This window comes from Devosia sp. A16 (assembly GCF_001402915.1).
In the GTDB taxonomy this organism is placed as follows: Bacteria; Pseudomonadota; Alphaproteobacteria; order Rhizobiales; family Devosiaceae; genus Devosia_A.
This window is the reverse complement of record NZ_CP012945.1, coordinates 857296-876536: the sequence shown is the minus strand read 5'-3', so window position 1 is coordinate 876536 and position 19241 is coordinate 857296. Positions and strand designations below refer to the sequence as shown.

The window sequence follows — 19241 nt, the reverse complement described above, 5'->3', positions numbered from 1 at the left end:
AGGGATCAAGGGTGGGGGGCGGTACGCGCCAGGCTACCAGTAAGGCATTCGCCTATTTCCCCCCAAGCGGCCCGCCCGCTTCCTTCACCATTTCCACCAGCCGCTTGAAGACGTTGCCGCTCTGGCGGATGCCGTCATGTTCGTATTCGTTGGTGACCCAGTGCTGGAGGTTGCCGACTGCTGCCGCGGTTTCGAGCGACAGGCCGGCATCGACGTAGAGATCGTCGAAATAGACCACGGCGCTCACCGGCACCTGGTTGGCGGCGAGCCGCTCGAGGTCGTAGAGCTCGGAATAGCTCTGGCGCGCCGCCAGCGCCTCGACGCCGGCGCGGAACGGGCGGAGCGAGCGGATCTCCTCGAACATCCACGGGTACATCATCTCGCCGGTGAACAGCAGCGGGCGGGCGGCGGGGTCGAATTCGGGGTGGCTGGCGCGGATCCGCTCGGCGGCCCAGGCGGTGGCGCCGGCGCCATGGCCGTAGATGCTCTCCTGCAGCGCCGCGAATAGCGGGCCACCATCATAGCTGGTGAGGCCCATGACGCTGGCGAGGAAGTGGTCGGAGAGCCGGCCGGGGGCGGAGAAGGCTTCGTCGATCAGCCAGTGGACGTTCTCGTGGCCGGGCGCCATGCCCAAGTCGATGCCGATGGTCTGCAGCCGCTTGACCGTCAGCCGGTCGCCGTCGGGCAGGCGGACCTCGTTGCCGTCGATGAAATCGGCGATGGCCGCGACGCGGGCGACGTCGTCGGGATAGCGCTTGTAGTAGAGCCGGCTCTTGCCGGCCGCGCGCGGGTAGGTGCGGCGATAGACCTCGTCGGCGCTGGGCCTGAGGCCCGCGAGGCCGCCCGCGACGTAGCAGGCGGCGAGCGCTTCGGGGTAGCGGCTCAGATAGGTGAGGGTGAGAAAGCCGCCATAGCTCTGACCCAGCGATTCCCAGCGCTTGCCGGCAAACAGGGTTTTGCGGGCGTGCTCGAAATCGTCGACGATGGAATCGGCGCGAAAATGGCTGAGATAATCGGCGGCGGCCTCGCCATCGGCAAAGCCGGCCATGGTGGCGGCCTCGATGCGGGTCGAGCGGCCGGTGCCGCGCTGGTCTGGCAGGATGACGCGATGCGTCTTCAGCGCCTCGGCCAGCCAGGCGGGGCTGCCCCTGGTGGGGCGCGGCGACTTGCCGCCGGGGCCGCCCTGCAGGAACACCAGCAGCGGCAGGTCATCGTGGCGTCTGGTGGGGTCGACCACTTCGCGCACGAACAGCTCGATGCTCCGGCCTTCGGGCTTCTGCCAATCGAGCGGCACCGGCAGCAGGTGATCGCGGATCAGCATGCCGGGGATGGTGTATTCGGCGACGGGCATTTCGGTCTCCTCAGCGGGGCTGCCGGATCGGCCCGATCACCCCGGTTTACCGGCACAGCAGGTACTCGCCGGAAGCAGCCGTTGCAATCGCCGATGGAACCGGCTTTCTAGCGCCGGTACAGTTTGCATGCAGGAGAGTCGTCATGGCTGCAGCGCGCGGGACGACAAGGATAAAGCCGGCCGCCGGCAAGGCCGCGACGCCCAACGGAGACGAGCCGGTGCGGGTGCGCGGGCAGGGGGCGCAGACCGTCTATGAGAAGCTGCGCCAATCGATCCTCGAGCTGACGCTGGAGCCGGGCAGCCCGCTCGACGAGGTCGGGCTCTCCGAGCAGTTCGAGATGTCGCGCACGCCGATCCGCGAAGCGCTGGTGCGGCTCTCGGCCGAGGGGCTGGTGACGACGCTGCCCAATCGCAGCACCATTGTCTCGTCGATCGATTTTGTCCGCCTGCCGATCTATTTCGAGGCCTTGACGCTGATGTACCGGGTGACGACGCGCGGCGCCGCGGTGCACCGACGCGACAGCGACATGCTGGCGATCCGCGCGCTGCAGGCCGATTATGCCGAGGCCGTGGCGCAGCGCGATGCGCTGAAGATGATCCAGTCGAACCGCGATTTCCACGTGGCGATCGCCACCGCGGGCGGCAACAGCTATTTCACCGGGCTGTTCACCCGGCTGCTCGACGAGGGCCGCCGGATCCTGCGGCTCTACTACCAGAGCTTCGACGACATCCTGCCGCGCCAATATGTCGACGAGCACGAGGCGATGGTGGCGGCAGTCGCAGCCGGCGACGCCGAACTGGCCGACCGGCTCGCCGCCGAGCACTCGGCGCAGATCGTGCGGCAGATCCAGAGCTACATCGCGCGCGATACGACGTCACATATCAGCCTGGTGTCGTGACCGGGCTCGGAGCACCGGGCCGCAGCCTCGAGGCGGGGCCCCTATCGAGTTGACATCGGGCGGATGAAGGGTCCGACCTTCCCAGAGAGAGGCGAGAGATGACCTGGAGCGGCGTATTCCCTGCGGCCACCACCAAGATGACGGCAAATGGCGAGCTCGACCTCGGCGCCACGCAGATGAGCATCGAGCGACTGGTGCAGGGCGGGGTCAGCGGTGTGATCGTTCTGCCCATGCTGGGCGAGAACGCCGCGCTGACCCAGGCCGAGAAGGACCGGGTGGTGTCGGCGGCCAAGGAAGTGGTGGCCGGACGGGTGCCGCTGCTGTCGGGGCTGGCCGAGCTCTCCACCGAGGATGCGGTGGCCGCAGCCAGGAATTACCGCAAGCTCGGAGCCGAAGGGCTGATGGTGTTCCCCAGCCTCGCCTATCGGACCGACCGGCGCGAGACCATCGCCTGGTACAAGGCGGTGGCGACCGGCGGGCTGCCGATCATGATCTACAACAACCCCATTGCCTACAAGGTGGATGTCGACGTGCCGACCCTCGAAGGGCTGGCCGGGGTGCCGGAGATCGTGGCGGTGAAGGAAGAGACGGGCGATATTCGCCGGGTCACTGACCTCTACAACGCTTTCGGCGACCGCTTCGATATTTTCTGCGGGGTCGACGACCTGATCCTCGAAAGCATCGCGCTGGGCGTGGTCGGCTGGGTCTCGGGCATGACCAATGCCTGGCCGGACGAATGCGTGAAGTTGTTCAACATCGCCAGGGCCGGCGACTTGAAGGCGGCCCTGCCGCTCTACCGGCTGATGACCCCGGCCTTTCATCTCGATACCGATGTGAAGCTGGTGCAGTACATCAAGTTCGCCGAACACCTTGTCTATGGCGCGCCCGAACACGTCCGCCCGCCCCGCCTGCCGCTCGAGGGCGAGGAACGGGCTCGGGTCGAGGCGGTGATCCGCAAGACGATTGCGGACCTGAAGCGGACTCGGAACCCTTAAGCCGCCGGCAGGGGCCGCCCGCTTCGATACCTGCAACGGAGCCATCGGGCTCCCCTTGCGGATTTGCGACCGACCCGACCCGCGCGCCGACGTAGCGGATGAGCAACATATCGCGCCCCGCAACGACAGGCGCGGACCCTAATTTGTAAGCGACTATGACAATAGTGCCGTTAAACGCGGCCATGCGCGCCGAATTCGGCGCGGATTTTGGTGCACTTCCATCCCTTTGTCATCGACCTTGACAAAATAAGCGCAGCCGCTACCGTTGGCTCAGCGTTGCCTCGGGGGTGTTGAGGCAATCGCGTCCGGCGGGACTGCCGGCACGCGGCCGGAGCAAGGGGCTCGAGGCGCAGCAATCAGGGGAACATGTGAAGATGATCAAGCTATCCAGGAGACTGTTCGTCACGTCGTCCTTGGCGACGCTGGCCGCAGCGGCGACCGGCCTCGGCCCGGCGCTCGCCGCCGCGATCGGCGAGGCGCCGATGCTGAAGGCGCTGGCCGATGCGGGCACGCTCCCGCCGCTGGCGGAACGCCTGCCCAAGAACCCGATGGTGGTGACGCCGCTCAAGGAAGTGGGCAAGTATGGCGGCACCTGGCGCTCGACCATCGTCGGCGGCGGTTCGCTGTCGATGCTGTTCCGCTACCAGGCCTATGAGCCGCTGATGCGCTACAACCCGGAATGGACCGGGGTGATCCCGAACGTCGCCGAATCCGTGGTCGCCAACGACGAGGCCACCGAGTTCACCTTCAAGCTGCGCGAGGGCCACAAGTGGTCGGACGGGCAGCCCTACACCACCGACGACGTGATGTTCTGGTACGAGGACGTGTTCTCGAACCCCGAAATCGAGGTGACCAACCAGGACCACCTGATCGTCGGTGAAGACAAGGCAGTGTTCACCAAGATCGACGATGTCACCTTCAAGGTGAGCTTCAAGAGTTCGAACGGGCTGTTCCTCCTGCTGCTCGCCTGGGCCGACAGCGACCAGACCACGCGCTTCCCCAAACACTATCTCAGCCAGTTCCTGCCCAAGTACAATCCGGATGCCGACAAGCTCGCGACCGAGCAGGGGCTGTCGGGCTGGGTGCAGCTGTTCCAGAAGAAATCCGGCGCCGCGCTCGAGGACGACTTCTTCACCAACAGCGAAATCCCGGTGCTGCATCCATGGAAGATGAAGGTGGCGCCGGGCGAGAGCACCGAGCACGCCATCGCCGAGCGCAACCCCTACTATTTCAAGGTCGACACGGCAGGCAACCAGCTGCCCTATCTCGACAGCATCGATTACGTGCTGGTGGCCGACGCGCAGGTGCTGCTGCTCAAGTGCCTGCAGGGCGAGATCGACCTGCTCGACCAGTATATCGGCACCCCGACCAACAAGTCGGTGCTGTTCGACGGCAAGGAGCGCGGCGGCTACGGCTTCTATACCACGCTCTCGACGCAACCGAACGAGATGGCGATCTGCCTCAACATGACCCACCCGGACAAGGTGAAGGCGGAGCTCTACTCGAACAAGGATTTCCGCATCGGGCTGTCGCATGCCATCGACCGGCAGGCGCTGATCGACTCGGTGTTCGTCGGTGTCGGCTCGGCCTCGCAGCCGGCCATCGCCGAGGGCGATCCGCTCTACAACGAGCGGCTGGCGAAGCAATTCACCGAGTTCGACCTCGCCAAGGCCAACGAGGCGCTCGACAAGGCGGCACCCGCCAAGGATGCCGACGGCTACCGCCTCGACAGTTCCGGCCGGCGCATCACCATCGTCTTCGAGCAGGATCAGAACCGGCTCGAGATGGTCGACATGATGCAGCTGGTGATGCCGATGCTGAAGGCGGTCGGCATCGACGGACAGCTCAAGCTGATCGATCGTTCGCTGTGGGAAGTGCGCATCCGCCAGAACATGGATTACGACGCGACCACCAACCGCTTCGGCGGCGGCATCGGTCTCGCCGCCATGCTCGATCCGCGTTACTTCGTGCCCTATAGCGGCAATGCCTTCTACGCCATGGGCTGGCAGATCTGGTATAACGACAAGACCGCCGCCAATGCGGTCGAGCCGCCGGCCCAGGTGCAGGACGCGCTCAAGCTCTACGACGAGATGAAGAGCACGGTCGACGACGCCAAACGCGTCGAGGCATTCAAGCAGATCCTCGAGATCGCCGCCGACCAGTTCTACTGCATCGGCATCAAGGTGCCCAACGACGCCTATGGCATCGTGCGCAACGACTTCCACAACGTGCCCGACAAGATGCCGAACTCGTTCGGCTATCCGACCCCGGCGCCGACCAATCCCGAGCAGTATTTCAAGGCCTGATGGGTGGGCGGGAGCCGCCGGTCTCTCCTTGATCCTCCCCCGCCCCGCGGGGGAGGATCCACCGAGAGGCCGGTGCCTTCTACATTTCTCTGACGATCTACCGGAATCAGCGATGAACAGCACAACCGAGGCCCTGCGTGGCCTCAGGTCACCTACCTGGTATGAAGGCGCGACGCGCTGGACGCAGCTCACCCTGGTCGAGGACGACCCGGGGAGTTACGACCTCGATTTCTGGCTCGGGGTGTTCGACGAGACGCAGTCGAACGCCACCTGCCTGTCGGCCGGGGGCTATGTCGCCTATTACCCGAGCAAGATCCCGCTGCACTATGTCAGCCGCTTTATCGGCGACAGCGATCCGTTCGGCGACCTGGTGAAAGGCGCGCGGCAGCGCAACATGCATGTGGTGGCCCGTGTCGACCCGCATGCCGTGCATGCCGACGTGGCGGCGGCGCATCCCGAATGGATTTCGGTCACCGCCGAAGGGGAACTCCGCAAGCACTGGTCGTTCCCCGAAGCCTATGTCACCTGCGCCTGGGGCGGCTATAATCGCGACTTCATGAGCGAGGTGATCCGCGAGATCGCCGCCGGCTACGATATCGACGCCATCTTCGCCAACCGCTGGTCGGGCCATGGCGTCTGCTACTGCGCCCATTGCAGCACCGATTTCCGGGCAAAGACCGGCCGCGAGCTACCGCGCCGGCGCGACCCGTTCGATCCGACCTGGCAGGCCTGGCTGGGCTGGTCGCGCGACGTGCTGACCGAGCTGGTCGGACACTGGAACGGCATCGTCGCCTCGGAGCGTCCGCATGGCCGCTTCATCCCCAATATCGGCAACTCGTCGATGCTCGACTTCGCGTTGGACGAGGTGAAGCGCTATTGCCCGATCCTGTTCGTCGACCACCAGGGGCGCACCGGAGTGGTGCCGATCTGGTCGGCCGGGCGCGACGGCAAGCGCATGCGCGGGGTGATGGGCGACAAGCCGATCGGGCTGGTCACCTCGACCTCGGTGGAAGAGAAATGGCGCTGGAAGGATTCCGTGCAATCGCCCGAGGAAATCCGCATGTGGATGATCGACGGCATGGCGCATGGGCTCAGGCCCTGGTTCACCAAGTTCAACGCCAAAGTGCACGACAACCGCTGGCTGCCGCCGATCGTCGAGACCTATGGGCTGCATGCCGAGCTCGAGCCGGTGCTGTCAAAGCTCAAGCCGACCGCCGAGATCGCGCTGCTCGACCCCAGCACAACGCTCAGGACCTGGCATTCGGACGACCGCGACAATGCCGAGGGGCACGAGCTCGGCTTCTACCATGCGCTGGTCGAGGCGCGGATGCCGTTCGACCTGCTCTCCGACCTGGTGATGACCGACGAAGCGCTCGATCGCTACCGGCTGATCGCCGTCGCCAATGCGGCATTCCTGTCGGAGGGGCAGTGCGACATGCTCACCCGCTATGTCGAGCGCGGCGGCGGGCTGGTCACCAGCTTCGAAACCTCGCTCTATGACGAGCACGGGGTGCAGCGCGCCGATTTCGGGCTGTCGCGCCTGTTCGGCGCCAGCGTTGCCGGGCCGACCGAGGGGCCGGTCAAGAACACCTATATCGCGCTCGATGGCACCGAACACCCGATCCTCCAGGGGTTTGACGGCGCCAGCCGCATCATGGGCGGCACTCGTCGCATTCCGCTCCGGCTCGAGGGGGAGGCGGAGGTGCCATTCCGCTTCGTGCCGCATTTCCCCGACCTGCCGATGGAGGAAATATACGCACGCGAGCCGGCCCGTGAACCGGCGGTCCTGGCCCGCAGGATGGGCAAGGGCCGGGTGGTCTACTTCCCCTGGAATGTCGGCGAGATCTTCTGGGAAGTGACCAATGCCGACCATGCGCGGCTGCTCGACAATGCCTTCCGCTGGGCGCTGGGTGCTGCGGCGCGGGTGCAATCGGCCGGCCCCGGCGTCGTCGACATTGCCACGCGCGAGGGAGCGGGGCAGTTTTCCGTGCACCTCGTAAACCTCACCAACCCGATGATGATGAAGGGCTCGATCCGCGAAACCATTCCGCTGCGCGGCCAGTCGGTGTCCGTCGCCCTGCCGCCGGGCGCCACGACGGCCACGGCGCGGCTGCTGGTGTCGGGGCTGGTGCCGGCCACCAGCCTCCAGGCCGGGCGGCTGCATGTCGACCTGCCCGAGATCCACACCAACGAGGTGGTGCTGGTCGAGTTCGGGCCCTGACGCGATGCTGCTCTATATCCTCAAGCGCCTCCTCTACATGATCCCTACGCTGTTCGGCATGTCGCTGGTGTCGTTCCTGATCATCCAGCTGCCGCCGGGTGATTTCCTGACCTCGCTGACCTCGGCGATCGCCGATTCCGGACAGTCGCTCGACCGGGCCTCGATCGACCGGCTGACCGCGCTCTACGGGCTCGATCAGCCGTTCTACGTGCAGTACTGGAACTGGATCTCCAACATCATCCTGCGCGGCGATTTCGGCTGGTCGTTCGACTGGGGCCAGCCGGTGAGCCGGCTGCTGTGGGACCGCATGGGGGTGACGATTTTCGTCTCGGCGCTGAGCCTCGTGCTGATCTGGGCGCTGGCGATTCCGATCGGCATCTACTCGGCGGTGCGCCGCTATTCGATCGGCGATTATGTCTTCACCTTTTTGGGCTTTGTCGGGCTGGCGGTACCGACCTTCATCCTGGCGCTGGGGCTGATGTATGTGAGCTTCACCTGGTTCGGGCTCAATGTCGGCGGGCTGTTCTCGCCCGAATATGAGCAGGCGCCGTGGAGCCTGGGCAAGTTCATCGACCTGCTGCACCACCTGTGGATCCCGGTGGTGGTGATCGCCATCTCTTCGACCGCGGCGCTGATCCGGGTGATGCGCGCCAATCTCTCCGATGAGCTCAGTAAACCCTATGTCGTCACTGCCCGCGCCAAGGGGCTGTCGGAGTTCACCCTGATCATGCGCTACCCGGTGCGCCTCGCGCTCAACCCGTTCGTCTCGACCATCGGCTGGGTGCTGCCTTCGCTGATCTCCGGCGTCACCATCACGGCGATCGTCCTCAACCTGCCGATGGCCGGCCCGCTGCTGCTGCGCGCGCTGGTCAGCCAGGACATGTATCTGGCGGGCGCCTTCATCCTGATCATGAGCGTGTTGACGCTGATCGGCATGCTGATCTCGGACATCCTGCTCGCCGTGCTCGATCCGCGCGTCAGGTACCAGCAATGAGCGAGCTGTCCCAATCGGAAACCGATCTGCCGCAGCCGGTGCTGGCGCGGTCGGGCAGCGCCGCGGCGACCGCCAGCCAATGGCGGCTGATGGCCTGGCGCTTCAGCCGCCACAAGCTGGCGGTGGTGTCGCTGATAGTCGTGGTGCTGCTCTATCTGACCGGCATCTTTGCCGAGTTCCTCGCGCCCTACAGCCCGGAAACGACCCGGCCGCAATATACCTATGCGCCGCCGCAGGGCATCAACCTGTTCGCGCCGACCCCCGATGGCGGTTGGGCCTTCAACTTCCATGCTTCAGGCTATGACATCACCGTCGACACCGAGGCGATGCGGCGGAGTTTTACCGCCAACCCCGACAAGATCATTCCGCTCGGGCTGTTCGTCAGCGGGCAGCCCTACAAGCTGTTCGGGCTGATCGATGCCGATATCCACCTGATCGGGGCCACCGACCCCAAGGAAGTGGTATACCTGCTGGGCAGCGACCGGCTGGGGCGCGACGTGCTGAGCCGGCTGATCCACGGCACCCGCATCTCGATGTCGATCGGGCTGGTCGGGGTGGTGATCTCGCTGTTGCTCGGCGTCTTCTTCGGCGGCATTTCCGGCTATTACGGCGGCTGGCTCGACAGCGTCATCCAGCGGCTGATCGAGGTGATCAGCGCCATGCCCACCATCCCGCTATGGATGGGGCTGGCGGCGGCGATCCCGCTGAGCTGGGGGCCAATCGAGGTCTATTTCACCGTCACCGCCATCGTCTCGCTGCTCGGCTGGACTTCGCTGGCGCGCGAGGTGCGCGGCCGCTTCTTCTCGCTGCGCAACGAGGATTTCGTCACCGCGGCGCGGCTCGACGGGGCCGGCGAGATGCGGATCATCTTCCGCCAGATGCTGCCTTCGATGACCAGCCACATCCTCGCCATGGTGACGCTGGCGGTGCCGGCGATGATCATCGCCGAGACCTCGCTGTCCTTCCTCGGCATCGGCCTGAAGCCGCCGGTGGTGAGCTGGGGCGTCTTGCTGCAGGACGCGCAGAACCTGCGCGCCATCACCAGCGCCCCCTGGCTGCTGTTCTGGCCGGCTCTGTTCGTGATGGTGGCGGTGCTGAGTTTCAATTTCCTCGGCGACGGCCTTCGAGACGCGGCGGACCCCTATGACAACTGAACCCGACATCGTCCTCTCGGTCCGCGACCTCACGGTGGATTTCGCCCAGCGTCAGGGCAGTTTTCGCGCCGTCGACAATGTCAGCTTCGATCTCAGGGCCGGGCGGACTCTGGGCATTGTCGGCGAGAGCGGCTCGGGCAAATCCGTGACTGCGCGCGCCCTGATGCAACTGGTCGATCCGCCCGGGCGGATCACCGGCGGCGCGATCCGCCTCGGCAACATCGACATCGCGCAATTGCCGCGGCGCGGCGAGGCGATCCGCGCCATTCGCGGCGCCGACATCTCGATGATCTTCCAGGAGCCGATGAGCTCGCTGTCGCCGGTGCATACGATTGGCGCGCAGGTGATGGAGGTGCTGGAGCTGCACCTGAAGCTCGACCGCAAGGCAGCGCGGGCCCGCACCATCGAACTGCTCGAACAGGTGGAAATCCCCAACCCGGAACAGGCCATCGACCGGTATGCCTACGAGTTCTCGGGCGGCATGCGGCAGCGCGCCATGATCGCCATGGCGCTGGCCTGCAACCCGCGGGTGCTCATCGCGGACGAGCCGACCACGGCGCTCGACGTCACCACGCAGGCCGAAGTGCTCGACCTGATTCGCCGCATCCAGCGCGAGCGCGGCATGGCGATGATCCTCATCACCCACGACATGGGCGTGGTGGCCGAAACGGTCGACGACGTGGCGGTGATGTATCGCGGGCAGGTGGTCGAAGCCGGGCCGGTGGACCGGATTTTCCACGGCGCCACCCACCCCTACACGCAGCGGCTGCTGGCCGCCACGCTGAAGCTCGAGCAGCCGGCGGAACGGCCGGCGCCGGTCGCCGGGACGGGGCCGATCCTCACGGTGCGCAACCTGGGCAAGACCTACCCGCTCGGCGTCGGGGCGTTCGGCGGCAAGGCCAAGGGCACGCTGCGGGCGGTCGACGACGTGAGTCTCGAGCTCAGGGCCGGCGAGACGCTGGGGATCGTCGGCGAAAGCGGGTCGGGCAAGACCACCCTGGGCCGGCTGATCCTGAGGACAGTCGAGCCGACCGATGGCGAAGTGGTCTACTCGCCGCCCGGCGTACCGCCGGTGGCGGTGCGCGGGCTCGACAAGGCCGGGCTGCGCAGCCTCTACAGCGAGATCCGCTTCATCTTCCAGGATCCGTTCGCCTCGCTCAACCCGCGCATGACGGTGCGCCAGATCGTCGGCGAGCCGCTGCTGATCAACCGGCGCGGGTCCACCGCTGACCTCAACGCGCGAGTGAGCCAGCTGCTCGAGCTGGTCGGGCTCGATGCGGCGATGATGGATCGTTATCCGCACGCCTTTTCCGGCGGGCAGCGGCAGCGCATCGGCATTGCCCGGGCGCTGGCGCTCGACCCCAAGGTGCTGATCGCGGACGAACCGACCTCGGCGCTCGACGTCTCGATCCGCAGCCAGATCCTCGACCTCTTGATCGAACTCAGGGCCCGGCTGGGGCTGAGCTTCATCTTCATCAGCCACGATATCGGAGTGATCCGCTATTTCTGCGACCGCGTCGCGGTGATGCGGCGCGGCCGGGTGGTCGAGGTCGGCGATGCCAACACCATCTGTACGGCGCCCAGTCATCCGTATACGCAGGCACTGATCTCCGCCGTGCCCTATCCCGATCCGCGCCGGCCACGCATGCAGCAGCGCGCGCGCTACACCGAAACCAGCATCTAGAGAGGAATATCATGGTCAAGGCAGCTTTCCTGGGGCTCGGCGTCATGGGCTATCCGATGGCCCGGCACCTTAAGGCCAAGGGTCACGACGTGACCGTCTACAACCGCACCACGGCCAAGGCCGAAAAGTGGGTGTCGGAGCAGGGCGGCAAGCTGGCGAAGACGCCGGCCGAGGCGGCCCAGGGCCAGGACATCGTCTTCGCCTGTGTCGGCAACGACAACGACCTGCGCGAGGTGACGCTGGGCGCCGATGGCGCGTTCAAGACAATGGCGAAGGGTGCGGTGTTCGTCGACCACACCACGGCGTCGGCCGGCATCGCGCGCGAACTCCATGCCGCGGCCACCGCTGCCGGCTTCGGCTTTCTCGACGCGCCGGTCTCGGGTGGCCAGGCGGGGGCCGAGAACGGCCAGCTGACGGTGATGGTCGGCGGCGACCAGGCGACCTTCGACATCGCCCAGCCGGTGATCATGAGCTTTGCCAAGGCGGCGCGGCTGCTCGGCGAACCGGGCGCCGGCCAGCTCGCCAAGATGATGAACCAGATCTGCATTGCCGGGGTGGTGCAGGGCCTCGCCGAGGCGATCCATTTCGGCAAGCAGTCGGGCATGGATATCGAGGCGGTGATCGACGTGATTTCGAAGGGCGCCGCGCAGTCCTGGCAGATGGAAAACCGCTACAAGACGATGAATGCCGGCAAGTTCGATTTCGGCTTCGCCGTCGACTGGATGCGCAAGGACCTCGGCATCGTGCTCGATGAAGCACGTGGCAATGGCGCCAAGCTCCCACTCACCGCGCTGGTCGATCAGTTCTATGCCGAAGTGCAGGCGATGGGCGGCAAGCGCTGGGATACCTCGAGCCTCCTCGCCCGGCTGGAGCGCTGACCGGCACCGTGAGCCCGGACAGCGACCAGGCCCCGGTTCGACCCAGCCAGCTGCCGCCGGTGGCGCGGCAGCTGTCGGTTCGCGCCATCATGGAAACCATCCTGCTGCATGGCCCGACCTCACGGGCCATGCTGGCCAAGCTCACCGGGCTGTCGCGCCAGACCACCACGCAGGTGGTGCTCGAACTCGAGCGCGAGGACTGGCTGGAAGTCTCGGGCAAGATGCAGGGCAAGCTCGGTCGCAGCGCCCCCACCTATGAGCTGAGGGCCGGCTCCGCCTATGTGCTGGGCATCCGGCTCGAGGGCGAGATCGCGCAGATCGCGCTCGCCAATATCCGCGGCGATGTGGTGGGCGAGATCGGCGCAGGCACCGATCCGCGCGGCGGCACCAGCGTGGTGCGCCAGATCGGCGTGCTCTATCGCGAGCTGACCGACCGGCTCGGGGTGGCGCGCGAGCGGGTGAAGGTGGCGGTGGTCGGCAGCCCCGGGGTGGTGGACCCGGTGACCGGACATATCGACATCGCCCCCTCCATTCCGCACTTGGGCGATATCAACGTGGTCGAGGAACTGCGCTCCGAAATCGGCGTGCCCTTGAGCATCGAGAACGGCGTCAAGCTTTCGGCGCTGGGCGAGCTGTGGCAGGGGGTGGCGCGCGGCGCCCGCAACTTCGCCTATTTCGGCGTCGGGCGCGGCGTCGGCATGGGCATCGTCGCCGACGGCAAGCTGCTGCGCGGCGGGCGCGGCGCGGCCGGCGAAATCGCCTACCTGCCGCTCGGCGGCAATCCGTTCGACCCTTCGGGCTTTGCGTCGGGCACCTTCGAGACGGCGGCCAATGTCGATGCGCTGCAGCGGCGCTACGAGGGATATGGCGGCGGCAGCGGGTTCGCGGTAGCCGAAATCCTCGCCGCCTATGGTCGCGGCGAGGCGGCAGCGGTCGCCGCCATCGACGAGACGGCGCGGCTGCTGGCGCTGGCGATCGGCGCGGTGCATGCGGTGATCGATGCCGACCTGATCGTCCTGGGCGGCAGTATCGGGCTCAGGCCCGAGATCGTCGAGCGAGTGCGCGGCCTGCTGCCCCGCCTGATGCGCGAGCCGCCGGTGGTCGAAGCCAGCGCGCTCGCCGACCGCGCCACGCTGATCGGCGCCCTGGGCGAAGCCCTGCACCGGCTGCACGCCGAGCTGTTCGGGGTGGAGGCAGTCCGCCGCGAACTGACGCTGTCGGACCTGGGCAAGGGCGTGCGGGCGACGTGAGCTTTGCCCGGGGCGGGCGAGACTTGCACAGCCGACCGCCCGCGTGGTGGCGCAGCGCCTCTTCGAGCGAGCCAGTCGCTTTCAAACGTCTCTTGCCCCGTCAAGGCCGGCAATCGCACAAGGCCTTGCGCACCACACTCTGGTGATCCTCCCCGCGCGCGGGGGGAGGAACACGGAAAGATCGGGGTCAATCGACCCTTATAGCCCCGAGCGCTTAAGTACGGCTTCGGGGTAGCGCTCGCCCTGGATCTGGATGGCGGCGGCGGCGGTTTCGATTTCCGCGAGGTCGGCGGCGGTCAGCTGAGGCTGCAGTGCGCCGATATTCTCCTCGAAGCGTTCGAGCCGGCGGGTGCCGAACAGCGGCACGATCCAGGGTTTCTGCGCCAGCAGCCAGGCGAGCGCCACCTGGGCCGGGCTCGCGCCATGGCGGGCGCCGACGCGGCGGATCAGCTCGACGAGCGCGAGGTTGGCGGCACGCGCCTCGGCGGCAAAGCGCGGCACCTGGGCGCGGAAATCGCCGGCGGCGAGTTCGGTGTCGGGGGTGATGGTGCCGGTGAGGAAGCCCTTGCCGAGCGGGCTGAACGGCACGAGGCCGATGCCCAGTTCCTCGAGCGTGGGGAGGATCTCCGCCTCCGGGTCGCGCGTCCACAGCGAGTATTCGCTCTGCAGCGCGGTGACCGGCTGCACCGCATGGGCGCGGCGGATCGAGGCGGCGCCCGCTTCGGAAAGCCCGAAATGCAGCACCTTGCCCTCAGCAATGAGCTGCTGCACCACGCCCGCCACCTCTTCCATCGGCACTTCGGGGTCCACGCGGTGCTGGTAGCAGAGATCGATATAGTCGGTGCCGAGCCGCTTGAGGCTGCCTTCGACGGCGCTGCGGATCTGTTCGGGACGGCTTTTGACGCCGCCGCGGTGCTCACCCGTGACCTGGTCGATGTCCCAGCCGAACTTGGTGGCAAGCTTCACCTTGTCGCGCATGCCGGCGAAGGCCTCGCCCACCATCAGCTCATTGGTCCATGGGCCGTAAGCCTCGGCGGTATCGAAGAAATCCATGCCGAGATCGACGGCCTGGCGGAGCAGGGCGATCATCTGGGGGCGATCGGGGATGTCGCGGGCATTGCCATAGCCCATGGCGCCCAGCGAGAGGGCCGAGACCTCGAAACCCTGACCCAGTTTGCGCTTCAGCATATTGTCTTCTCCTTGCCGGTGGCTCGGTCCGTATCCTTGAGAGATCGGCGCTTCGTCAACTCGCTACCGACCTGGAGAACGCAGAGGCCCGTCGGCAAGCCGGAGACTGGTTCTGGGCTGGATAGGGCCATCCACGCGTCCCGACAACAGCAAGCATAGGGAATGCTGGCGAGAACGCGGTTGACTCCCGATCGAAAACTTCGCTAATACGCATTAGCAGCTAATACGCATTAGCAATGGGAATCGAGGGAGTGGCCGATTTGGCGAAGGGTGGGCGGCTGACGCAGCGCGATATCGCGCGGATCGCCGGGGTGAGCCAGGCGACGGTGTCGCTGGTGCTGAACGACGCCAAGGCGGCCGCCGGCCGCATTCCCGATGAGACGCGCGAGCGGGTGCAGAAGGCGATCCGGGAGACCGGCTATGTCGCCGATCCCATCGCCCGGCGCATGGCCAAGGGGCTCAACCGGATCCTCGGCGTCTTCACCTACGAGCCGGCATTCCCGAGCGCCCAGGCTGATTTCTTCGCGCCGTTCCTGTTCGGCATCGAGGAGACTGCGCAGGCGCTCGGCTATGACCTGCTGCTGCTCACCGGCGCGCCGGCCAATCGCGGCAAGCGCAAGATCTTCGACGAGCACAACCGGCTGCGACTGGCCGATGGTTGCGTCATCCTCGGGCGCGAGTTCGACCGCGCCGAGCTGAAGCGGCTGGTGGCCGGCGACTACCCGTTCGTCGCCGTCGGCCGCCGCGATCCCGTGGGGGAGCCAGTACCCTATGTCGGGGCCGACTACGTCGCGGCCACCGCCGAAATGGTCCGCCGCGCCAAGGCCAAGGGGCACACCAGGCTCGCCTATGTCGGCCCCAGCAAGGGCGCCGAATCCTCGGTGGACCGGTGGAACGGCTTTGCCTCTGAGGTCACCGACGGCGAACTGGTGCTGCACATCGCCGAGGTCGGGGGCAGGGCGCTGCCGATGCTCGAGGCGATCCGGGCCTCGGGCGCGACCGTGGTGTTCTTCACCGAAATGGCCGACGCGGTGATCGTCGATGCGGCAGCGCGCTCGCAAAACCTCGCGGTGCCGGGGGACCTCTCGATCGTGGTCCTCGGCAGCCACCTTCGCCCAATGCAGTCGGGCACCCGTTTCACCACCTTTTCGGTGCCGCGCGAGGAAATGGCGCGGCGCGCCACGCAGATGCTGTGCGAGCGGATCGAAGCCGGCTCGAAGGGCGAGCAGGTGGTGCTCCCATGCGAACCGATCGAGGGCGAAACCCTCGGCCCCATTCAACCGACACAGGCGGCGAACTGAAAAGTCGAGAGACTTTTCAGCCGACTTCGCCGCGACAAGACAAGTGGATTTGAAGTGAAAGAATACTCGGCAGATATCGCGGTCATCGGCGGCGGCCTCGGCGGCGTGGCAGCGGCGCTCGGCGCCCTGCGCTCGGGCCGCAGCGTGGTGATGACTGAGGAGTTCGACTGGCTGGGCGGGCAGATGACCAGCCAGGCGGTGCCGCCCGACGAGCATAGCTGGGTCGAGCAGTTCGGCATCACCCGCTCCTATCGGGCGCTGCGCGATGGCATCCGGCAATATTACCGCGACCACTACCCGCTCACCGAGAAGAGCCGCGCCTGGGGCGACCTCAACCCCGGCGCCGGGTTCGTGTCGCGGCTCTGCCACGAGCCGCGCGTCGGGCTGGCGGTGATGGAAGCGATGCTGATGCCGTATCGCGGCGGCGGCAAGCTCACCGTGCTGCAGCCCTACAAGCCGATCGCCGCCGACGTCGATGGCGACCGGGTGCGGGCGGTGACGCTGAGGCATCGCGACAGCGGCGACGAGATCGTCGTCACCGGCAAATACATCATCGAGGCCACCGAACTCGGCGACCTGCTCCCGATGACCGGCACCGAATATGTCACCGGCTTCGAGAGCCAGGGCGACACCGGCGAGCCGTCGGCTCCATCAGAGGCGCAGCCGACCAACTCGCAGGCGGTGTCGATCTGCTTTGCCATCGACCATGTCGACGGCAACCAGGTGGGCGACAAGCCGCGCAACTACGACAAGTGGCGCGCCTATACGCCGAGCTTCTGGGGCGGCCCGCTGATCGGCTTCGTCGCGCCGCATCCGCGCACCCTCGAAACCACGGTGCGCAGCTTCACCCCGAACCCGGACGACGACCCGACGCTGGTCGATGCCGACCAGCGCAGGAACCCCGGCGACGGGAACCTCTGGACGTTCAGGCGCATCGCGGCGCGGCGCAATTTCGTTCCCGGTGCCTACGCCTCGGACATCTGCCTCGTGAACTGGCCGATGCTCGACTATTTCGAACACCCGATCATCGATGTGCCGGAGGCGGTGTACAATGAGCGGATCCGCGACGCCGCCGATCTCGCCTACTCCGTGTTCTACTGGCTGCAGACCGAGGCGCCGCGCGAAGATGGCGGGCAGGGGTTCCCGGGCCTGCGGCTGCGCGGCGACATCACCGGCACCAACCATGGCCTCGCCATGGCGCCCTATATCCGCGAGAGCCGCCGCATCAGGGCGGTGACCACCATCGTCGAGCAGGATCTTTCCTATGAGGTGCGCGGCGAGCGCGGCGCGGTGAACTATCGCGACAGTGTCGGCATCGGCATGTACCGGATCGACCTCCACCCCTCGACCGGCGGCGACAACTATATCGACGTGGCCTCGTGCCCGTTCGAGATTCCGCTCGGCGCGTTGCTGCCGGAGCGGGTCGGCAACCTGATCCCGGCCGGCAAGACCATCGGCACCACCCACATCACCAATGGCTGCTACCGGCTGCATCCGGTGGAGTGGAACATCGGCGAAGTGGCGGGGCTGCTCACGGCCTATTGCCTCAACCACGATGTCACGCCGCACCAGGTGCAGGCAGACGACGCACTGCTCTCCGACTTCCAGGCCCGGCTCTATGCCGAAGGCATCGAGACCCGCTGGCCCGACGTCAGGGGCTACTGACCATCGACCAGAAGACGACGACAAAGGAGGAAACCATGAAACTGTTCGACCTGAAGCTGGCGGCGCTTGCCGCCGGCATCGCCATCCCGATGGCGGCCATGCCGGCCTTCGCCACCGATATCCGCATGGCGATCTGGAGCGCCAACGAAGCGCACCTGAAACTGTTCAACGAGATCGCCGCCGCCTACACGGCGCAGCATCCGGATGTGAAGGTGAGCTTCGACTCGCTGCCCTTCGATGGCTACACCACCACGCTGACCACGCAGATCGCCGGCGGCAACGCCCCCGACCTCGCCTGGATTCTCGAGACCACGGCAGGCGATTTCGTCAGTTCGGGCGCGCTGGCGCCGCTCAAGGCGACGTTCGAGGCGGCGCCCGACTACAACCTCGCAGACGTCACCGAGAGCGCCCTGGCGCTGTGGACGGCCGATGGCGAGATCTACGCCTATCCGTTCTCCACCTCGCCCTTCGGCGTGTTCGTCAACAACGACGTGATCAAGGCCGCCGGGCAGGAGACGCCGGCAGAACTGATCGCCAAGGGCGAATGGACCTGGGACAAGGCCGAGGCGATCAACACCGCCGTCGCCGCCGCCGGCAAGCAGGGGCTGATCGTCCGCGATTTCGACTACAAGGTGTGGGACAACCTCGCCTCGATCTGGAACGGCTGGGGCGCTTCGCCGTGGAGCGCCGACGGCAAGACCTGCACGTTCACCGATCAGCCGATGGTCGATGCGATGAGCTTTATCCACAAGGCGATCTTCACCGACAAGGCGATCCCCGGCCCGGGCATCACCGCCGATTTCTTCGCCGGCGACGCGGCGATGACCATCACGCAGATCTCGCGTGCCTCGCTCTTGCCCAAGGAGAACCCGTTCAGCTGGGACCTGGTGCCGCTGCCCTCCGGTCCGGCCGGGGAATATGCGGTGATCGGGCAGGCCGGCATCGGCGTCTTCGCCTCGGGCAAGAACCCTCAGGTGGCGGCCGACTTCCTCGCCTTCTTCACCAGCCCGGACAACGCCAGGAAACTCGCGGCCTTCTTCCCGCCGCCGCGCTCGAGCCTGCTCAACGCCGACGTGCTCGGCGCCGCCAATCCGCTGCTCTCGCCGACCCAGATCGAAAACGTGGTGATCAAGGGCATTTCCACCGGCAAGGTGAAGCCCGGTCATGCCGGCTTCGCCGAAATCCAGCAGACCGCCCGCGCCGCGCTCGACGCGCTGTGGGTGCCGGAGGCCGACGTGCCGGCAGTGCTGAAATCGGTGTGCGACCGGATCCAGCCGATGCTGTGACGAGGTTGGGGGAGAGGCGCCGGGTTCTCTCCCCACCTCCCCTCGCCCCTCAGGGGAGAGGGAAGCGAA

14 protein-coding genes are annotated in these 19241 nt (G+C 66.6%); 12 read left to right on the top strand and 2 right to left on the bottom strand.

Features of this window, described 5'->3' with window-relative positions:
• Window positions 1–52 precede the first annotated feature (52 nt).
• Window positions 53–1351, bottom strand: a complete 1299-nt coding sequence (locus APS40_RS04380) for an alpha/beta fold hydrolase (protein ID WP_055045908.1) — start codon at window positions 1349–1351, stop codon at window positions 53–55.
• 143 nt (window positions 1352–1494) lie between these two features.
• Here APS40_RS04380 and APS40_RS04375 point away from each other — a divergent pair, with 143 nt between their 5' ends.
• The 9 genes from APS40_RS04375 (at window position 1495) to APS40_RS04335 (ending at window position 13732) form a co-directional block, all read left to right on the top strand.
• On the top strand, window positions 1495–2250 hold the full coding sequence (locus APS40_RS04375) for a GntR family transcriptional regulator (RefSeq protein ID WP_082434179.1): 756 nt from the start codon (window positions 1495–1497) through the stop codon (window positions 2248–2250).
• Window positions 2251–2348: 98 nt separating this feature from the next.
• Window positions 2349–3245 carry a dihydrodipicolinate synthase family protein gene (locus APS40_RS04370; RefSeq protein ID WP_055045907.1) on the top strand — a complete coding sequence of 299 codons (897 nt, stop codon included), beginning with the start codon at window positions 2349–2351 and terminating at the stop codon, window positions 3243–3245.
• A gap of 374 nt (window positions 3246–3619) precedes the next feature.
• Window positions 3620–5551: an ABC transporter substrate-binding protein gene (locus APS40_RS04365; protein WP_055045906.1), complete on the top strand. Its 1932-nt coding sequence runs from the start codon at window positions 3620–3622 to the stop codon at window positions 5549–5551.
• 112 nt (window positions 5552–5663) lie between these two features.
• Window positions 5664–7772 carry an alpha-amylase family protein gene (locus APS40_RS04360; RefSeq protein ID WP_055045905.1) on the top strand — a complete coding sequence of 703 codons (2109 nt, stop codon included), beginning with the start codon at window positions 5664–5666 and terminating at the stop codon, window positions 7770–7772.
• 4 nt (window positions 7773–7776) lie between these two features.
• Window positions 7777–8766 carry an ABC transporter permease gene (locus APS40_RS04355; protein ID WP_055045904.1) on the top strand — a complete coding sequence of 330 codons (990 nt, stop codon included), beginning with the start codon at window positions 7777–7779 and terminating at the stop codon, window positions 8764–8766.
• Window positions 8763–9920: an ABC transporter permease gene (locus tag APS40_RS04350; RefSeq protein ID WP_055045903.1), complete on the top strand. Its 1158-nt coding sequence runs from the start codon at window positions 8763–8765 to the stop codon at window positions 9918–9920. The genes APS40_RS04355 and APS40_RS04350 overlap by 4 nt, the downstream gene beginning before the upstream one ends.
• Window positions 9910–11604 carry an ABC transporter ATP-binding protein gene (locus APS40_RS04345; protein ID WP_055045902.1) on the top strand — a complete coding sequence of 565 codons (1695 nt, stop codon included), beginning with the start codon at window positions 9910–9912 and terminating at the stop codon, window positions 11602–11604. The genes APS40_RS04350 and APS40_RS04345 overlap by 11 nt, the downstream gene beginning before the upstream one ends.
• Before the next feature lie 11 nt (window positions 11605–11615).
• Entirely contained in the window at window positions 11616–12482 is an 867-nt protein-coding gene (locus tag APS40_RS04340; RefSeq protein ID WP_055045901.1) for an NAD(P)-dependent oxidoreductase, read from the top strand.
• A gap of 8 nt (window positions 12483–12490) precedes the next feature.
• Window positions 12491–13732, top strand: a complete 1242-nt coding sequence (locus APS40_RS04335; RefSeq protein ID WP_055045900.1) for an ROK family transcriptional regulator — start codon at window positions 12491–12493, stop codon at window positions 13730–13732.
• Window positions 13733–13930: 198 nt separating this feature from the next.
• Here APS40_RS04335 and APS40_RS04330 read toward each other — a convergent pair whose 3' ends face one another.
• Entirely contained in the window at window positions 13931–14920 is a 990-nt protein-coding gene (locus APS40_RS04330) for an aldo/keto reductase (protein ID WP_055045899.1), read from the bottom strand.
• Window positions 14921–15180: 260 nt separating this feature from the next.
• Between APS40_RS04330 and APS40_RS04325 the strand changes: the two genes are divergently transcribed.
• The 3 genes from APS40_RS04325 to APS40_RS04315 are packed head-to-tail and all read left to right on the top strand — an operon-like array spanning window position 15181 to window position 19172.
• A complete protein-coding gene (locus tag APS40_RS04325; protein ID WP_156343083.1) occupies window positions 15181–16221 on the top strand; it encodes a LacI family DNA-binding transcriptional regulator in 1041 nt (346 codons plus the stop codon).
• A gap of 54 nt (window positions 16222–16275) precedes the next feature.
• Entirely contained in the window at window positions 16276–17886 is a 1611-nt protein-coding gene (locus APS40_RS04320; RefSeq protein WP_055045897.1) for an FAD-dependent oxidoreductase, read from the top strand.
• A 35-nt stretch (window positions 17887–17921) separates the two neighbouring features.
• Window positions 17922–19172 carry an ABC transporter substrate-binding protein gene (locus tag APS40_RS04315; RefSeq protein WP_055045896.1) on the top strand — a complete coding sequence of 417 codons (1251 nt, stop codon included), beginning with the start codon at window positions 17922–17924 and terminating at the stop codon, window positions 19170–19172.
• Window positions 19173–19241: the final 69 nt, after the last annotated feature.